The organism is Rhodococcus sp. NPDC059968, from assembly GCF_042738615.1.
In the GTDB taxonomy this organism is placed as follows: Bacteria; Actinomycetota; Actinomycetes; order Mycobacteriales; family Mycobacteriaceae; genus Rhodococcus_F.
In genome coordinates this window covers 94585-110915 of sequence record NZ_JBHWUE010000024.1, presented here as the reverse complement: position 1 = coordinate 110915, position 16331 = coordinate 94585, and the positions used below count along the sequence as shown (strand labels likewise).

Annotated in this window: 12 protein-coding genes and 1 pseudogene; all 13 read right to left on the bottom strand. The window is 64.7% G+C overall.

What is annotated here, in order from left to right; genetic code table 11:
* Positions 1–422 precede the first annotated feature (422 nt).
* The 13 genes and pseudogenes from ACFWAY_RS20845 to ACFWAY_RS20785 all read right to left on the bottom strand — a co-directional run bounded on the left by ACFWAY_RS20845 (position 423) and on the right by ACFWAY_RS20785 (position 15369).
* Positions 423–1415 (bottom strand): alpha/beta hydrolase, encoded by a 993-nt coding sequence (locus ACFWAY_RS20845; protein ID WP_378511933.1) that lies wholly within the window; start codon positions 1413–1415, stop codon positions 423–425.
* The gene (locus ACFWAY_RS20840; protein ID WP_378511935.1) at positions 1412–2122 is read right to left on the bottom strand and encodes an IclR family transcriptional regulator; all 711 of its coding nucleotides are present in this window, start codon (positions 2120–2122) and stop codon (positions 1412–1414) included. Before ACFWAY_RS20840 ends, ACFWAY_RS20845 begins: the two co-directional genes overlap by 4 nt.
* 3 nt (positions 2123–2125) lie before the next feature.
* A pseudogene (locus tag ACFWAY_RS20835) lies at positions 2126–2257 on the bottom strand (helix-turn-helix domain-containing protein); the annotation flags it as partial.
* Complete coding sequence (locus tag ACFWAY_RS20830) at positions 2254–3429, bottom strand: CaiB/BaiF CoA transferase family protein (RefSeq protein WP_378511932.1); 1176 nt, start codon at positions 3427–3429, stop codon at positions 2254–2256. The pseudogene ACFWAY_RS20835 and the gene ACFWAY_RS20830, both read right to left, overlap by 4 nt.
* Before the next feature lie 101 nt (positions 3430–3530).
* Entirely contained in the window at positions 3531–4295 is a 765-nt protein-coding gene (locus tag ACFWAY_RS20825) for an SDR family NAD(P)-dependent oxidoreductase (RefSeq protein WP_378511931.1), read from the bottom strand.
* Complete coding sequence (locus tag ACFWAY_RS20820) at positions 4292–6238, bottom strand: flavin-containing monooxygenase (RefSeq protein WP_378511930.1); 1947 nt, start codon at positions 6236–6238, stop codon at positions 4292–4294. Before ACFWAY_RS20820 ends, ACFWAY_RS20825 begins: the two co-directional genes overlap by 4 nt.
* Positions 6235–7878, bottom strand: coding sequence for a class I adenylate-forming enzyme family protein (locus ACFWAY_RS20815; RefSeq protein WP_378511929.1), 1644 nt, complete (start codon positions 7876–7878; stop codon positions 6235–6237). The genes ACFWAY_RS20820 and ACFWAY_RS20815 overlap by 4 nt, the downstream gene beginning before the upstream one ends.
* Entirely contained in the window at positions 7875–9266 is a 1392-nt protein-coding gene (gene lpdA / locus ACFWAY_RS20810; RefSeq protein WP_378511928.1) for a dihydrolipoyl dehydrogenase, read from the bottom strand. Before lpdA ends, ACFWAY_RS20815 begins: the two co-directional genes overlap by 4 nt.
* A gap of 1 nt (position 9267) precedes the next feature.
* Positions 9268–10545: a dihydrolipoamide acetyltransferase family protein gene (locus tag ACFWAY_RS20805; RefSeq protein WP_378456073.1), complete on the bottom strand. Its 1278-nt coding sequence runs from the start codon at positions 10543–10545 to the stop codon at positions 9268–9270.
* Between the two features lie 10 nt (positions 10546–10555).
* Positions 10556–11533 carry an alpha-ketoacid dehydrogenase subunit beta gene (locus ACFWAY_RS20800; RefSeq protein ID WP_378456074.1) on the bottom strand — a complete coding sequence of 326 codons (978 nt, stop codon included), beginning with the start codon at positions 11531–11533 and terminating at the stop codon, positions 10556–10558.
* A complete protein-coding gene (locus tag ACFWAY_RS20795; protein WP_378511927.1) occupies positions 11530–12675 on the bottom strand; it encodes a thiamine pyrophosphate-dependent dehydrogenase E1 component subunit alpha in 1146 nt (381 codons plus the stop codon). Before ACFWAY_RS20795 ends, ACFWAY_RS20800 begins: the two co-directional genes overlap by 4 nt.
* A 496-nt stretch (positions 12676–13171) precedes the next feature.
* Positions 13172–14038: a sugar phosphate isomerase/epimerase family protein gene (locus tag ACFWAY_RS20790; protein ID WP_378511926.1), complete on the bottom strand. Its 867-nt coding sequence runs from the start codon at positions 14036–14038 to the stop codon at positions 13172–13174.
* Between the two features lie 11 nt (positions 14039–14049).
* Positions 14050–15369 carry an amidohydrolase family protein gene (locus ACFWAY_RS20785; RefSeq protein WP_378456077.1) on the bottom strand — a complete coding sequence of 440 codons (1320 nt, stop codon included), beginning with the start codon at positions 15367–15369 and terminating at the stop codon, positions 14050–14052.
* Between the last annotated feature and the right edge of the window lie 962 nt (positions 15370–16331).

Sequence of the window (16331 nt, the reverse complement as noted above, 5' to 3'; positions counted from 1 at the left end):
AGTGGCAATCATTTTAGTGACTACACCAGGGGTGTGTCTCATGCTCCCGCTGCAGCTCAGCCGTAAATACCAGGACAAACCCATCGCAACTTCGGCCTAAGTCGAGTCTCAATTTTCAGGCTCGAATACCGGTATGGGTGTGGGTAGTTCGGCATATGCAGGTGTCGAAGTCGGTCCAATGTAGCTGGTGCGCCGTCATCGACGGGGCAGTCGAGGACATCTGCGCGTGAGAGAAGATTTGTCATGGCGCGGATCACCGAGTTCGGGGCACCGATCTGCTGAATACGTTGTGGGTCAGTGTGGTTGGCACCGTTCTTTACGTATGCCGGGTTGGTCATGGGCGTGGTGGTGGCGGCACGAGCGGATGCGAAGGCCCGCCGCCAAGTCGGATTGCGAGCGTCTGATGCGGACCTGGGGCGAGGTCAGGGCGAGGTCAGATCGCGCCGAAGGGCGCGGCGCAGCGCCTCGATGCGTTGCGCCCATGCCTGACGGGTGCGCTCCGCCCCGGGCGCCAACTGGTCGAATCCGTGGTACGCGCCGGGGTGGACGTGCAGCTCCAGGGATACTCCTGCTGTCGCCAATGCATTTGCGAACCGCAGGTTTTCGGGGAGGAAGAGATCGAGCGAGCCGACGTCGAGGAAGGTCGGCGGCATGCCTGTCAGATCCGTCGCGCGCGCCGCGGCGGCGTCGGCGGGGACCTCGGTCCCTCCTGCCGTATCGCCGAGGATGTGACGCCACGCTTCGATGTTGTGTTCGCTGTCCCAGACGCCGAGCGCCGGCTGAGCGCCTTGCTCGCCGGTGCGGTCGTCGAGCATGGGCGCCGCCAATGCGAGGAGCGCGATGCGCGGGTCTCTGCGGTGGCGCCAACGCAGGGCGAGCGCCGCTGCGAGCCCTCCGCCGCCGCTGACGCCGTAGACGGCAACTCTGTCCGGGTCGATCCCCAGTGTGTGGCCCGATTCCATCAACCAGGTCAGTGCTGCCGTGCAATCGTCGATTGCGGCCGGGTAGGGGTACTCCGGGGCCAACCGGTAGTCGATGGAGACCGTGGTGGCCCCAGTGCCCGCGGCGAGTTGTGCCGCATATGCGTCCTCGGCCTCGATGCTGCCCATGACCATTCCTCCGCCATGGATGTAGAGCAGTCCGCCCTCGCAGCGGTCTTCGGTAGGTTGGTAGATCCGCGCCCGAACCGTCGAACCCGGCTCCAGAACGACGTCGCTCCGGACGACTCCAGGCTGCTCGCTAGGGGCCGTGACGCTCATGCCCAGCCGGTCGTACAGCCGACGCCTTTCTTTCAGGTCGGCGACGCTCAGGAAACCGCGTGGTCCGAGAGAATCACGCAGCGTCGCCAGCTGTCGACGCATCTGCGGGTCTATCCGGTGTGCCTCCGGAATGTCGGTGTCGCTGGGTGCCCTCATGTTTCAGCGCCGCGCCGCTTTTGCGGCAGACTTCGTGGCAGTCGCGCCGGCGGGCCCGCTACCGGGGTGGCGGTGCCAGGCGAAACCAGCTTGGCGAGGTCGTTGACGCCGAGATCGTCTTGGATCTCCGCAGCGGTCCGCTGGCTCTGCTCGATCAGCTCGTCTTCCCGGTCGGTGTCGAGGCCTGCACTGAGCGCAGAAACGTGGATCGCAGCCACCATCGCCCCCGCAGCGTCGCGAACCGGAACAGCGATTCCAAAGATTCCCGGATAGCCCTCCTCTCGGCTGACAGACAGTCCACGCTGCCGGATCCGATCGAACTCGGCTTCCAGCAATTCCGGTTCGGTGATCGTCGTGGATGTCAACCGACGTTGCGGACGCGCAAGTACCCGCGCGCGCAAGTCATCCTCATATGCGGCATACAGTTTTCCGACCGCGGTCGCATGCAGCGCCAGGGAATCGCCGATCCTGATGTTGACCGACACGGGCTGCGTCCCGCGAAAACGATCCACGTACACGATCCGATCGCCGACCCGTACCGCCAGGTACACGTCGTTGCCCAGCGTCTTGGCGAGACGTTCGAGATGCCGCCGCCCGAGCGTACGTACTTCGAGCGAATTCATGATCTTGATGCCGACTCGAACAGCTCTCGGTCCGACCGTGTAGCGGAGATCATCTGTGGCCGCGATAATTTCGGCGGCGAGCATCGTCTGCAGCAGGTTGTGAGTGCTGCTGACCGGCGCACCGACCGCCTGGCTGATCTCGGTGAGCCGCAGCCCGTCAGGTGCATCGACGAGTGCGTCGAGGACATCGAATGTCCTCAAGAATCGATCCGGGTTCATACCTTGACCTCCTGATCTGTTGAGGCGATCGAGCCAGATGCGAGCAGCGCGTCGATCCGTGCTTCATCTATACCCGCTTCGCGGAGCACCTCCACCGAGTGCTGTCCCGGTTCCGCCACGCCGCGCCGCACCTGTGTGGGCGTGCGACTGAATCGGGGAGCCGGGGCAGGCTGAGTGATGTCGTCAACCTCGACAAATGCATTCCTCGATACGTTGTGACGATGACTGGGCGCTTCCAGCATGGACAGGACCGGAGTGACGCACGAGTCGGTGTCCTCCAGCAGCGCCGTCCACGCGTCGCGGGTCCGCGTCCGGAAGACCTCTGCGAACACTTCGCGTAGCGCCGGCCACTGACTACGGTCCCACTGATCGGGCAGATCGCGGCCATCGAGCCCAAGCGCCGAGAGTAGGTTCGCGTAGAACTTCGGTTCCATGGCGGCCACCGCGACATACTTGTCGTCGGATGTGGCGTACACGCTGTAGAAGTGGGCGCCGCCGTCGTTCATGTTCGACTCCCTGTCGTGGTCCCACATGCCACGCCCGGACAGCTCGTACATCATTGTCATCAGCAGCGCCGAGCCCTCGGCCATCGACGCATCCACCACCTGGCCCTGTCCCGAGTTCTTCGCTTCGAGCATCGCTGCGACCATGCCGAATGCGAGGAGCAGGCCGCCACCGCCGAAGTCGCCGATGAGGTTCAACGGCACCGTGGGCGCCTGATCTCGGCCGCCGATGTGGTGCAGCACGCCAGCGACCGCAATGTAGTTCAGGTCGTGACCGGCACGCTGGGCCATTTCGCCATCCTGGCCCCATCCGGTCATTCTCCCGAAGACCAGGCGCGGGTTTCGGGCCAGACACACCTCCGGCCCCAAGCCCAGGCGTTCCATGACTCCAGGCCGGTATCCCTCGATCAGTCCGTCCGCGTTCTTCAGCAGTTCGAGCACCGTATCGATCCCATCGGGGGACTTGAGGTCGACAGCCACCGAGCGGCGCCCCCGGCCGAGCCCCCCGGTGGTCATTCGGACCAAGTCGTCTGGTGTGCCGCCATCCGCGGAAGGTACCCGGTCGATGGTGATCACATCAGCTCCCAAGTCGCTCAGTAAGAGAGCGACGAAGGGCGTCGGTCCGATGCCTGCAAACTCGACCACACTGATCCCCGCCAACGGACCCATACTTGAACTCCCATCACTCAACTGTTCATTTTACTACATAAAAACGGATTCGAATTCGATATCTCGAAAGCATGGATCCTTGGGTCAATCTCGAAGCATGCTCACCGCGGCCCCATCCTGATCGCGCCGTCGAGCCGGATCACCTCACCATTGAGCATCGAATTCTCGATCACGTGCTGCACGAGACCTGCATACTCATCGGGTTTGCCGAGCCGACTCGGGTGTGGAACCTGTGCCCCCACCGAGGCGCGCACCTCATCCGCGACTCCCGCGAACATCGGAGTTTCGAACAAACCGGGGGCAATGGTGACGACGCGGATCTGGTGCCGGGCGAGCTCCCTCGCGGCCGGCAGCGTCATTCCTGCGACTCCGCTCTTGGAGGCCGCGTAGGCCACTTGGCCAACCTGCCCCTCATATGCGGCGATCGAAGCAGTGCAGACCACCACGCCTCGGTCTCCGTCGGTCTGCGCATGCTCACTCATCGCGGAAGCAGCTTGCGCGATGAGGGCATAGGTTCCGCCGAGATTCACAGCCACCGTCTGGGCGAACAGCTCTCCCTTGTCGCTGCGCGGGCCGACAAGACTCCCGCTGGTCGCAATTCCAGCGGCGGCCACCGCGATCCGCAGCGGAGCAAGCTCCCGTGCCGTCTGCATGGCAGCGCCCACGTCGTCCCAATTCGTCACATCCCCGGGTACGAAAACGGCGCCGCCACCCAACTCTGCGGCGAGCGCCGCGCCTGCCTCCTCCGACCGGGGGAGGTCGAGTAGCACTACGCTCGCGCCGGCTCGGGCCAACCGGCGAGCGGCAGCCGCGCCCAGACCCGACGCTCCCCCGCTGATCACTGCGGAGCAACCTGCAATCTTCATCTCATGTCTCCTGAGGCACGTTCGGTGGTTCGGAAGTCGCCCAGATCGGCTCGGCGGATCATGTCCCAGAAGTCGACCACCTTGAATGGGTTGTTGACCACGACGCGTCCCTTGGAGTTGCGGTAGTAGACGTCCATCCCGGGGTGGGACCACACCATCCGGGAGTGCGCGTCATCAACTTTGCGGTTGTAGTCGTCATAGACGTCCTGGCTGCACTCCACGGAGTCCAGGTCCTTGGTGATCATCTGATTCATCAGATCGACGATGTAATTCATCTGGAGCTCCATCATGGAAATGAGGCTTCCACCGTGTCCGAACTGGGTGTTGGGACCGTACAGGCAAAAAAAGTTGGGGAAGTCCGGAACCGCGACGCCGAGATAGGCACGCGCGTCGTCACCGTCCCAGGCCGCCTCGAGTGTGCGGCCGCTGCGGCCCGTGATCCGCATGGGAGCGAGGAATCTGACGACATCGAATCCCGTTGCGAACACCAGAACGTCGATTTGATGTGTGAGGCCGTCCGTGGTGAGGACGCACTGATCCTGGATCTCGGCGATCGGTGTCGTCTGCAAGTGGACGTCGTCGCGGGCCAGCGTGGCGAACCAGTGGTTGTCGAGCAGCATTCGCTTTCCGAAGGGCGGATAGGTCGGCAACACATCGCCGAGCATCTCCAACTGCCCGTCGAGCTCCTTGACCAGGTATCGGGTGAGGAAACGCCGGTGGCCGTCGTTCATCGCATTGATCGACCGATGCTGGTGCGGCCATTGAGCATCTCTCTGCAATCCGTCGTGGCCGCGGTCGTTGAAGATCCAGGTCAGCCGGAGCCGATACCACGACCGGTACAGCGGGACCTCAGCCATGAGGTAGCGGATCGGCTCTGGAACATCGACCTTGAATTTTTCGAACGGGGCGGCCCACTGTGGCGACCGCTGGAATACCGTGACCGACTCGGCGGCATCGGCGATCGCGGGAACCAGCTGCATCGCGCTCGCCCCGTTGCCGATCACTCCTACCCGCCGGCCTGCGACGTCCAGGTCCTCGGGCCACCGCGCGGTGTGGACCACGGGCCCGGTGAACGAATCGGTGCCCGGGATCGAGGGGATCTTCGGCTTGTTGAAGGCGCCGACTGCGCTGATCACGATCGCGGCAGTGGTGGTCGATCGGTGACCGTCCTGGTCGATCAGATCCAGTGTCCACCGCCGGGTGTCGTCATCCCAGGTGGCGCCCTCGACCTCGATGCCGAACCTGATGTTCGGGCGAATTCCGAACCGGTCGGCAATCTGTTGGAAGTAACCGTGCAACTCGTCCCGCGAGGCGAACCAGCGGGACCAATCGTGCCGCGCGAACGAGAACGAGTACAGGTGACTCGGTGTGTCGACACCGCATCCCGGGTAGCGGTTCTCCAGCCATGTTCCGCCGACTTCGTCGTTCCGCTCGAGCACGGTGTAGGAAATGCCCATTTCGCCCAGCCGGTATGCGGCGCAGAGGCCCGACGCGCCGGCGCCGATGACGATGGCGTCGAAGCCTGGCGGCGGGACCATCGAGGGAGCCTCGTTCGTCTCGCCCGCGCCGACCTGCAATTCGTGGTTGGCCATGTCGGCATACCTGTGGGGCACGTGCTCCCCGACCGAGACGCGCAACATCTCGATCAGCTGGTCGGGTGACAGTTGCGGAACCGCGAGGGAACCGCTTCTGCCCCAATTCAGGATCGCCTCTGCCGCTGCGTGTCGGATCTCGTCCTGGAGCGACTGTTCGAGCCCGGCTGTGTCGTTGTCGCTGAGCCCCCGTACAGGGGTAGGCAGGTAGGGCTCGGCCAACCAACGCTGCTCCCCTGTCATCTGGAACAGCACCATCAGCAAGGTCGGCACGTTGGCCACCGCCACAGCCTCGCGAATCTTTCGTTCGTCCAGCCGCGAGGTCTCCCCCTCGACATCGGTGTTCGTCACTCTGTGTACTCCTTTGTGTTATTGGACGACGCCCACACTTCTTTGGCTTCGTCCAGCAAAGCGTTTCGAATGAGCTTCCCCGTCAAGGTTCGAGGTAACTCGTTATGCCTCATCACGATTCGGCCAGGAACTTTGTAGGAGGCGATGTGATGGCGGCAGTAGTCCACCAGCGCGGCCTCGTCTGTGACGGCTGAGCCGTCGACGCGGACGAACCCGATGGGGACCTGATCCTTGTCGCTGTCGTCGACCCCCACGACCGCCGCCTCCAAGACCTCGTCGTGAGTGAGCAAGAAGTCCTCCACCTCGAGCGGGGAGACGTTGATGCCACCGGTCCGGATCATCTCCGAGGCACGGCCGGCGAAGTGCAGCCTGCCGTCGTCGTCGAGTTGCCCGAGGTCACCGGTGCGGACGGCGCCGTGTTCGGTGAACGCAACGGCGGACTCATCCGGCTGGTCGAGATAGCCGGATGAGACGAAGCCGGACACTGCGATCTCGCCGACCATCCCGGCGGGCAGTTCGGCGCCGGTCTCCGGGTCGATGATCGAAACCAGGTTTCCCGTCAGCGGCGGGCCCTGGGTCGAGCACTTCATATCGAGTGGCCAGTCATGCGGTGTGACCGTGGCACCGCCATACATTTCCGTCGACCCGTATGCGTTGCAGATGTCGGTCACGCCGAGTTCCTCTGCGGCGGAACGAACATCGGCGTTCGGGCCGATTGTCATCCCCCGTTGCAGACTCGCGGTGCGGGCGCGGGAGAACTCGGGGTTCGCCAGCAGGCTACGGGTGATGGAGGGCAACGTGTAGATGGCAGTGCACTGGTGCCGCTCGATCTGCTCGAGGATCCCGCCCGCATCGAAGGTCTCCTGGAGGACGATCGTGCAACCGGTGACGAGGGCGACCATCAGTGCGTTGGCCCCGCCGTAACTCCAGAAGAGCGGGACGGGCACCACGATTCGGTCCTCGGGTGTGATCCCCATCCGCTCGGCGACCTCGCGGGCATGGTCGATGGCATCGTGTTGTCCGAGCCGGACGGCTTTCGGCCTCGATGTCGAACCCGATGTGTAGAGAACCAGATCGGTGCCATCGGTGTCGGTCTCGACGATGGGGACGGCGCTGCCGCGACGATGTTCGCCCAGGTCTCGGAACGCGTACGCCCCCTCGGGGACCCGGTTTCCGATGATCACCACACCGCGCAGTGCGGGGTAGGTCGCGGAACGCCAACCTGGCCCGGCGGCACTCCACGCTTCGGGGACGAGCTCGCGGATCGTGGGCATCAGGTCGGTCGGGCCGAATCCATCTACTGTGATGAGCACCTCGCAGCGCGAGTGTGTGAGTAGGTGATCGAGATCCCACCGCCGCGACCAGGTCGCGAAGGCCGCCACGGTGGCTCCGACCGTTATCGCGGCATAGGTAGCGACGAGCCACTCTCTGCGGTTCGTGCACAACAGACCGACCCGGGTTCCCGGGCCGACTCCGATCGTACGCAGCCCAGCCGCAGTCGCCGCCACGTACTCCGCGAGCTGACTGTGGCTGAGCTCTCCCTGCTCGTCGATGACGGCGGGCTGGGAGCGGCGTTGCCGTGAGGTGTCCTGAATGATCTCGGAAATCGACGCGGGCAACGGAGTGTCTGGGGCGTTCATCGGTTCCTCCTGCGTGCAGCGCGACGGCGTGCAGCCACTGCGGCCGCATGCACCGTCTCCACCAGAGACGGATGTGGGTGGATGGTGGCCACCAAATCTTCGGCGCGGCAGGAAGTCTCGACTGCGACTGCGGCCTGGGCAATGAGATCACACGCGCTGGGGCCGACCATGTGTACCCCGAGCACCACGTCCGTCTCCGCGTCGACGACGATCTTCACCATCCCGTCGGCCTCGCCGAGCACTACAGCCCGCCCGGAGGTGGCGAACGAGCTACGGCCCACTACTACCTCGTACCCTTGCTCCTCGGCCTGCTCCGCCGTCAGCCCCACGGCCGCGATTTCAGGGTCGGTGAACGCGATGAGCGGCACCTGCGCGTCGAAGGCGCTCGGCAGCCCGGAGATCGCCTCGGCGGCCACGACTCCCTCGGCCATCGCCTTGTGGGCGAGCGCGGGTCCTGTGGTGATGTCCCCGATGGCGAATACGTGGGGCAGCGCGGTCCTGCACTGCGCGTCCACGGGGATGTGTCCGGTCTCAGTCACTGTGAGTCCCAGCCTGTCGAGCTGCAGGTCGCCGGTGACCGGGCCGCGGCCCACGGCGACCAGGATCGCGTGCGCGGGCACCTGGTCGTCTGTGCCGTCCGTGCGGACCAGCAAGTTGTCGGCCTGGACTCCGACGGCGGTCGTGCCGAGGCGGATGTCGATCCCCAGCTCGCCCGCGCGCTCGGTGACCACCTGCACCAGGTCGGGGTCGAATCCCGCGAGCAACCTGTCGGTGGCCTCGACAACGGTGACACGAGTGCCGAAATGGGCGAACGCCATGCCCAGTTCCATCCCGACGTAGCCGCCTCCCACAACTACGAGCGAGGGCGGCACCTCGTCGAAGGCGAGCACTCCCGTCGAGTCGAACACCCGGATCCCATCGACGGGCAGAGCCGCGAGCTCCACCGGTTGGGAGCCGGTGGCCAGGATCGCCTGCTCGAACCGAAAGTGCTGGACGTGATCACCGCTCTCGACCGAGATCCGGTGCTCATCGAGAAAGAACGCGGTGCCGGACACCACCCGCACCCGGCCCAGAGTGGCGCTGACGCCCCCGACCAGCCGGTCGACGACCTGCTTTCGCCAGGCCTGCAGACCGGAAAGGTCGATTCTGGACTGCAGCTGTGGTCCCTGGACGGGAAGTCGTGCGCTACGAGCAAGGTCGTGCGCGGCGGTCGTGAAGACCTTCGAGGGGATGCATCCGACATTCAGACACACCCCACCGAGATCGCTCCGCTCGACGAGCAGAACCTCTTTGCCCAGCTCCGCGGCCCGGGCGGCGGCCGTGTAGCCTCCGGGGCCACCACCCACCACCAGCACCTCGACCGGCTCGGCCATCTCTCCTACAACCATGTCATCCTTCCTCGACGAGAAGCTGCACCGGCGCCTCTAACAGCGTGATCAGTGCCTGGCAGAAGCCGATCACGACGTCGCCGTCGACCAGCCTGTGGTCGGCGGAGTACGAGATCGGCAGCAACGTACGTGCGACAATTTCGCCGTCACGGACGACGGCCTGCGGGGTAGCGCGCCCGAAGCCCAGGATGCCGCCCTCGGGTGCGCGGATGATGGGCGTACCGAAGTTCCCGCCGAGCGGCCCGTGATTGCTGATGGTGAACGTGCCCTCCTGCATCTGCTCGATCGCCACCGTTCGGGTCCGTGCTGCGGCGGTGAGGGCCTCCACCTCGCGCGCGATGGCCAGCAGCGGCTTCCGATCGGCATCCTTGACCACCGGAATGACCAGGCCGTCAGGGGTATTGACGGCAAATCCGACATTTCGCCGTGCCCGCACGATGATTTCCTGGGCTGCGTCATCGAAACTGGCGTTGGCCATGGGGAACTGGGCCAGCGCGAGCGCCGTGGCCTTCACCAGGAACGGGGTCAGGGTGAGGCCGATTCCCTTGGCCTCGGCTCTGGGCAGCAGCGTCTTGCGCAGGGCGAGTAGATCCCCCACGTCCGCGTGGTGCATCGCGACAGTGTGCGGGATGTCGCGGAGTGCACGGACCATCGCCTCCGCGGTACGCCGGCGCAACCCCCGGACCGGTATTCGCTGGTCTTCTGTGAGACCGGCCGGCTGGTGGGTCCCGGACTCCGGAATCGAACGCTCTGTGGCTGCCGCAGTCGCCGCCCCCGCGGGGCCGGCCTCCTCCTGCGATGCTCCGTGAGCGGCAGCGCGAACGTCGTCGTCATTGATGCGTCCTCCGGGCCCTGTGCCCACCAGACCCTCGAGGCTCACACCGACCTCCCTGGCGAGCCGCCGGGTCGACGGTGTTGCCAGTGGCCGCTTCTGCGCACCGGATCCGTTTGCACTCTGGGGAGTGTGATTGGCCGAGCCGGCCGGCGGCGCGCCTGCCTCGCCGTCAATGGACTGCGCCGGCTCGGCCGGCGTGGGGGCCGAGCCATCGGCGATCACGATGAGACGTTCTCCGACCCGGACCATGGCGCCCTCTGGTGCACAGAGCTCGGCGACCTGGCCGGTCGCCGGGGAAGGCATTTCTACCAGCGCCTTATCGGTTTCGATCTCGGCGACGGGCTGGTCCTCGACGACCTGATCTCCCGGGCCGACGAGCCATCGGACTATTTCCGCCTCTGCGATGCCTTCGCCGATATCGGGCAAGTGAAAGGTATAAGACATGTATCGATCCTCAGAAGTCGACGGCAGCGCGGATCGCGCGCAAGATTCGCCTCGCGTCGGGGATGTAGTGATCCTCGAGCTGGGGCATGGGAAACGGGATGTCATATCCGCCGACGCGGGTGACCGGGGCTTCGAGGTGCAGAAAAGCCTCTTCGGCGACGGTAGCGGCGACCTCGCCAGCAAACCCGCCGGTGTAGGGAGCCTCCTGAACAACGATTGCTCGGCCGGTGCGCGCCACAGCCTCACGTATGGTGTCGCAATCGAGCGGGACAAGTGAGCGCAGGTCGATGACTTGCACATCGATACCCTGCTCAGCGGCAGCAGTCGCGGCCTCCATTGCGACCTGGACCATCGCGCTCCACGCGATGACGGTGACATCGGTCCCCTCACGCGCGATGCGCGCCTTACCGAACGGGACGAGGTGGTCACCGTCGGGAACGTCGTCCCGCACAAGCCGGTAGCCACGGAGCGGCTCGAGGACAAAGATCGGATCCGGATCCCGAATTGCTGTGGCCAGCAACCCCTTCATGTCCGCTGCCGTCGCGGGGGCAACCAGCCGCATCCCGGGGTTGTGGGCGAAGAGCGCTTCGAAGGCGTCGGAATGCAGTTCTGGGGTGCGTACGCCACCTCCGAAGGGCGCGCGAATGGTCACCGGCATTGTCAGAGCACCGTTTGTGCGATAGCGCATCCGGGCGAGCTGATTGCCTAGCTGATGGAACCCCTGCTGAGTGAAGCCGAGAAACTGCATTTCGACGACGGGCACCAGGCCAGAGCCGGCGAGCCCGACGGCGGCCCCGATTATCCCCGCCTCACTGGTCGGCATGTCGAAGACGCGGTCCGCCCCGAACTCCGTCTGCAACCGGTCCGTCGCCCGGAAGACGCCGCCCGACTTCCCGACATCCTCGCCGAGCAGGACAACCCGTTCGTCGCGGCGCATCTCTGCCTCGAGCGTGCTGCGCACCGCTTCCACCATGTTCATGCCAGTCATCGGTTCTCCTCGATACTCGTACGCAGTTCCTCCTGCTGGCGACGTAGTCGCATATCGGGCTCTGCGTAGAGGTGCTGCAGCATCTGCCCGGGGTCGGGCGGCGGCGTGGCATCGAACTCGGCAACTGCCGTGGCAATCTGGTCGTCGCACCAGGCGATCGTGTCGGCGTCAGCGGTGTCGTCCCACTGTCCGAGGCCGACGAGGTAGGCCCGGAACCGGTGGATCGGATCAACCTCAGCTGCCCGCTCGTCGAAGTCGGCGGGTCGGTAGCGCTTGGGGTCGTCGGCTGTCGAATGGGCGCCGAGCCGATGGCATCGCGCCTCGATCAGTGTCGGGCCGTCGCCGGCCTCGGCACGGGCCCGCGCATCCGCTACGGCCGTGTAGACCGCGAGCACATCATTACCGTCGACTGCGATCCCTGGGAATCCGTAACCTGCTGCGCGCGACGCCACGGACTCTGCGGCCGACTGCTCATGCCACGGGATCGAGATGGCCCAGCCATTGTTCTGGCACACCATGACGAGCGGCGTGCGTTTGACGCCTGCGATATTGCACGCTTCGTGAAAGTCGCCCTCATTGGAGGCGCCGTCGCCGAACTGGGTCAGTACCACGCCCGGCTTGCCCTGCAGTCGCATTCCCCATGCGAGCCCGACCGCATGAGGCAGGTGCGCGCCAAGCGCGACCTGCTGCGGCCACAACCGGCCGTGGGACGGCAGGGCCGAGCCTGCGGGGTGCCCCATCCGCTGCAGAAGGTAGGTAGATAGCGGCAACCCCCAGTGCAGCATCGTGAGTTGTTCACGGTACTGGGGCACGAAGTGGTCTACTTCGGCATCCATCGCGTATGCCGTGCCGACCGCGGCGGCCTCCTGCCCGGACAAGGGTGGGTAGGTACCGAGTTTCCCCCTGCGCTGCAAGGAAATTGCCTTTTGGTCCAGGCGGCGTCCAAGCATCATCAGGCGCAGCATCGCACGCAGGCGCTCCGGCTCGATCTGCGGCGGCTCACCGACCAGCATTCCGTTCTCGTCGAGTATCCGCACAGGCGTCAGCGCGTGCGCTGACGCCGTGGCATTCGACGTGTTTGTACCGTTCATGACGTCCTTTTCTGCCGTCGGGGGAAGGGTGTCCGCGATGGCGGTCAGCACTCGCCCCATCCGCGTCCTGGTCGGCCGCGTCTTGCCGGCGGCACTGCTCCCCTCCGAAAGCAGACCGCGGCGATGATCTTCGCAAATTCGAAATTGAATTCCTAACATCGAAAAGTGTCGTCGCTCAGGTACGCCATGTCAACCCTCATTTCTTTCGCAGCACCCCCACATCGGCCCATGTGGCACCACATGCCAGCGAGCCGGAGGCCCGTGGACCTCCGGCTTACCGACTAGCTATCGACCCAGCGCGCCTGCATGATTCGGCCCGAACAGCAAGGGGCCATATGCATCCCGGTGCCTCCACGAACAGCAAGGAGACCGAACCCGGTGAGGTAAAGGCATGAACGTGTGTACATGCCGATAAGGCTCGCGATTGCGCGGCGAGTGTGACGGCGGTGATCTACGTGCTTCACTACCTGCATTTCCTACGCAGGTATGCCCCCCGTGGGCCCAGCGAAGCATGCCCTGGGTTCAGCCTGGCCCCGCACGCACGAACCTATTTCCCTGCCAGCGCTTCGATCGCGCCGTCGTAGCAGCGGCGTGCTGCCTCGGCTGGTTCGAGTCGGGCAAGTTCGTCCGAAATCACCTCGACAGACACCGGCGCGGTCACACCGCCCTCGGTCACGGCGTCGACGAAACCGTCGAGGTCGAAGTCACCGGTGCCCGGCACCGCCCGATGGTGAAGGGTCTCCACCAAGAAGTCAGGATCGGCGGGATCCTTTGGACCGTCGTTGATCTGGATCATCGTGACTCGTCGAGACGGAATCGACCGCAGCATCTCCAGGTCGTTGGCTCCGCGCGTGTGGTGCCACGAATCGACGCAGAGGCCGGCATTGTCCCGGCCGGACTGCTCGATGATCGCGAGAGCCGTGCCCGCGTCCGGAATATTGGTCGTGGGCACGAACTCGAGAGCGATCTGCAGCCCGACGTCGGCTGCACGGTCGCAGAGCGATGCGAATCGCTCCACGACGTCGGGCTCCAGATCCGTTCGGTCGAATGCCCCGACAGCTTGCAAGTGCCGTGCGCCGAAAAGTTCGGCCATGGCCCAAAACTCGTTCAGGTCGTCCGGGGTGGTGTACACGAGCCCACCGCCAAACGGCACGCCGGTCTCGGCGGTGGGAACGGCAAACCCGAATACTGCTTCGAGTTCGACGATCTCCAGGCCGTTGTCGACCACAACGGCCTGGATCTCCTTCGGGCTCATCTCCTCTGCGACGACCCGACGGTACGTGTCCAGGCTGATGCCCAGCGCATCGAAACCGGCGGCCGCCGCCACCTCGACGCGTTCTCGAAAGCTGGCCGTCGTCACAGTGGTCATGTTGGCCAGCACCACATACTGCTGGCGACCATTCACCTCGATCATTCCCGTACCCGCTACCGAAGAACCGGTTCGGGGGCGCCGGCCGCGGACCCGCTGATCGACCATTTCTCGACGTCACCGCTTCGAGAGAGCGGTGGTTCCTTGTGCCAAACGCCATCCTTCATGATGCCGGTGAAGGTCGACTGATTCTGCAGGATCGCGATGTCCTCCAATGGGTCACCGTCGAGAACCAGCAGGTCAGCGAGGTAACCGGCCTTGATGCAACCCAAATCGTCTGGTTGGAGCATGAGCTCGCCACCGAGGCGGGTCGCGGACTCGATGGCCTCCATCGGGCTGAACTCCAGGAAGTTGACGAAATGCTCCAGGTCCCGGGCATTGTTGCCCATCGGGTTCCAGGGCACGAAGTAGTCGCCGCCGGGCAACACTCGAACTCCACGCTTCTTGAGCTCGATCATGTTCGCGATCAGGCTCTCCAGCTGTTCGTCGAGACCCATCGAAGCAGTGACTTCCGGGGTCAGCCCCCAGTCGCCGGCCTCGTACCTCGACGTGTGGAGGAAGCCGAAGGCCGGGGCCACGAAGTGTTTGTCCTTGTTCTCGGCCACCAGGTCGAGACCTTCCTCGTCGGTGAAATCGGCATGGAAGATGATCTCGATGCCGTGGCGGACGCACATCTTCACCGATTCCGCGCTTCGGGCGTGTGCCGCCACGCGTTTTCCGCGAGCATGGGCCACCTGGCACGTGGCGGCGACCTCCTCGTCGGTCATGGTGGTCATGCGGCCTTTGGCGTATGGAATGAACTCGTCACCAGAGATGTCGAGCTTCATATGGTCGACGCCTTCACGCATGTACCACCGCGTCGTCTGGCGGAATTGATCCACGCCATCGCAGACATGCTCGACGGATTGCCGATGCATGTGCGGCAGCCGGACATCGCCGACTCCTCCGGTGACGGTCAGCTCGGGGGATGCGACCAGCATGCGCGGTCCGATCAGGTTGCCCGCGTTGATTTCGTTCCGGACCACCAGGTCCAGTCGCGGCTTCGCCGATGCGGCGCACAGAATGCTGGTGAACCCCTGATCCAGCATCAGCCGTGCGTTGCGAGCAGTGAGCAACGTGTGCTCCTCGACCGGCAGATCGCCCATTTTGGCAAGGTCGATCTCGGGAAGGAAGCTCGGATGCGAGTGAGCATCGATCAGTCCCGGCATGACCGTCGCGCCGCCGACGTCGATGACTGTGGCGTCGGGGCCCTGCCCGTTCCCGGTCCCCTCGGCAGCGACACTGACGATCCGCTGCCCTTCGATCACGATTTCGGCGAGATACGGCTCTGCCCCCGTCCCATCGATCAGCCGTGCGTTGCGAAGCTTGATCGTCACTTTTTTCTCCTTCTCAGCCTCGAGGAATCCAGGATTGGTGAAGCGCAGCGGCGAGACCCGAACAGGATCGTCCGTTCCAGTTCCGGCGGCATAGGGCGCCGGACGAGCGTCGCCCTCTGTGAGCGGAATACGACGCTGTGCATACTTCCTAAATTCGGAACCATTTTCCTAGTTGTGAAATGTGTCACCGGACCGCGGCCTTGTCAAGAGAAATCCCGTATCCGCCGGGGGCGGTCACGATGAGGCAAGTCGGCAGACTTGACACCGGCACTGTCCGCCTCGCGCGGCGCTGCCGTCGTGAGGTGAACCGCTGGCTGTGCTCGCATGCGATTAACCTCTCCCGCTTCGCATGTCGCGCCGTCGCGCCGACGTCGCCCCGGCGGGGCAATTCACGAACACGTGGCGCCAGACGGCCCTGGGCAGTCCGAAGACACCCACCTCCCCGGACCCTTGACGTCGCCACGCGCGGATCGCTAGCATTCGAATACAGGAAAACCATTTCGAAAAACCGAGAACTTGAGGGTTGCCGGCTCACCGTCGCGAGCTCGCTGAGCAGAACCCCATGAGGAGATAGATCGCAATGTGCCATCACGACTCGAAGAACCATGGCTGACCCACCCGCAGCGGCGAGCCTGCCTGCGCTACTCGCAGCATGCGCTACCGAATCGCCCCAAGCGGAGGCGCTGGTGGTCGACGTCGTGACCGGAAAACTGGTGCGTCGAGGTCTACGCGAACAGGCGGCGGCACTGGTGGAAGCACAACTGATACAGGATCGGAGTTGCGCATGAGCAACAACTGGGGACGATGGGGCGCCGACGACGAAGCCGGTGCACTCAACCTTGTCACAACCGGCGTGACGCGCAGAGCCGCGGGCTTGGTCGCCACCGGACAGACGCTTTCACTGGCCCAACCTCTCGGCCCGAAGACACCTGCGCCCGGCCACCGGCAGCAGCCGTCGCGGT

Excerpts from the sequence above, each read along its gene's own strand:
- ACFWAY_RS20845 (WP_378511933.1), bottom strand. The coding sequence starts at position 1,415 with ATGAGGGCACCCAGCGACACCGACATTCCGGAGGCACACCGGATAGAC.
- ACFWAY_RS20840 (WP_378511935.1), bottom strand. The coding sequence starts at position 2,122 with ATGCTCGCCGCCGAAATTATCGCGGCCACAGATGATCTCCGCTACACG.
- ACFWAY_RS20830 (WP_378511932.1), bottom strand. The coding sequence starts at position 3,429 with ATGGGTCCGTTGGCGGGGATCAGTGTGGTCGAGTTTGCAGGCATCGGA.
- ACFWAY_RS20825 (WP_378511931.1), bottom strand. The coding sequence starts at position 4,295 with ATGAAGATTGCAGGTTGCTCCGCAGTGATCAGCGGGGGAGCGTCGGGT.
- ACFWAY_RS20815 (WP_378511929.1), bottom strand. The coding sequence starts at position 7,878 with ATGAACGCCCCAGACACTCCGTTGCCCGCGTCGATTTCCGAGATCATT.
- lpdA (WP_378511928.1), bottom strand. The coding sequence starts at position 9,266 with ATGGTTGTAGGAGAGATGGCCGAGCCGGTCGAGGTGCTGGTGGTGGGT.
- ACFWAY_RS20805 (WP_378456073.1), bottom strand. The coding sequence starts at position 10,545 with ATGTCTTATACCTTTCACTTGCCCGATATCGGCGAAGGCATCGCAGAG.
- ACFWAY_RS20800 (WP_378456074.1), bottom strand. The coding sequence starts at position 11,533 with ATGACTGGCATGAACATGGTGGAAGCGGTGCGCAGCACGCTCGAGGCA.
- ACFWAY_RS20790 (WP_378511926.1), bottom strand. The coding sequence starts at position 14,038 with ATGATCGAGGTGAATGGTCGCCAGCAGTATGTGGTGCTGGCCAACATG.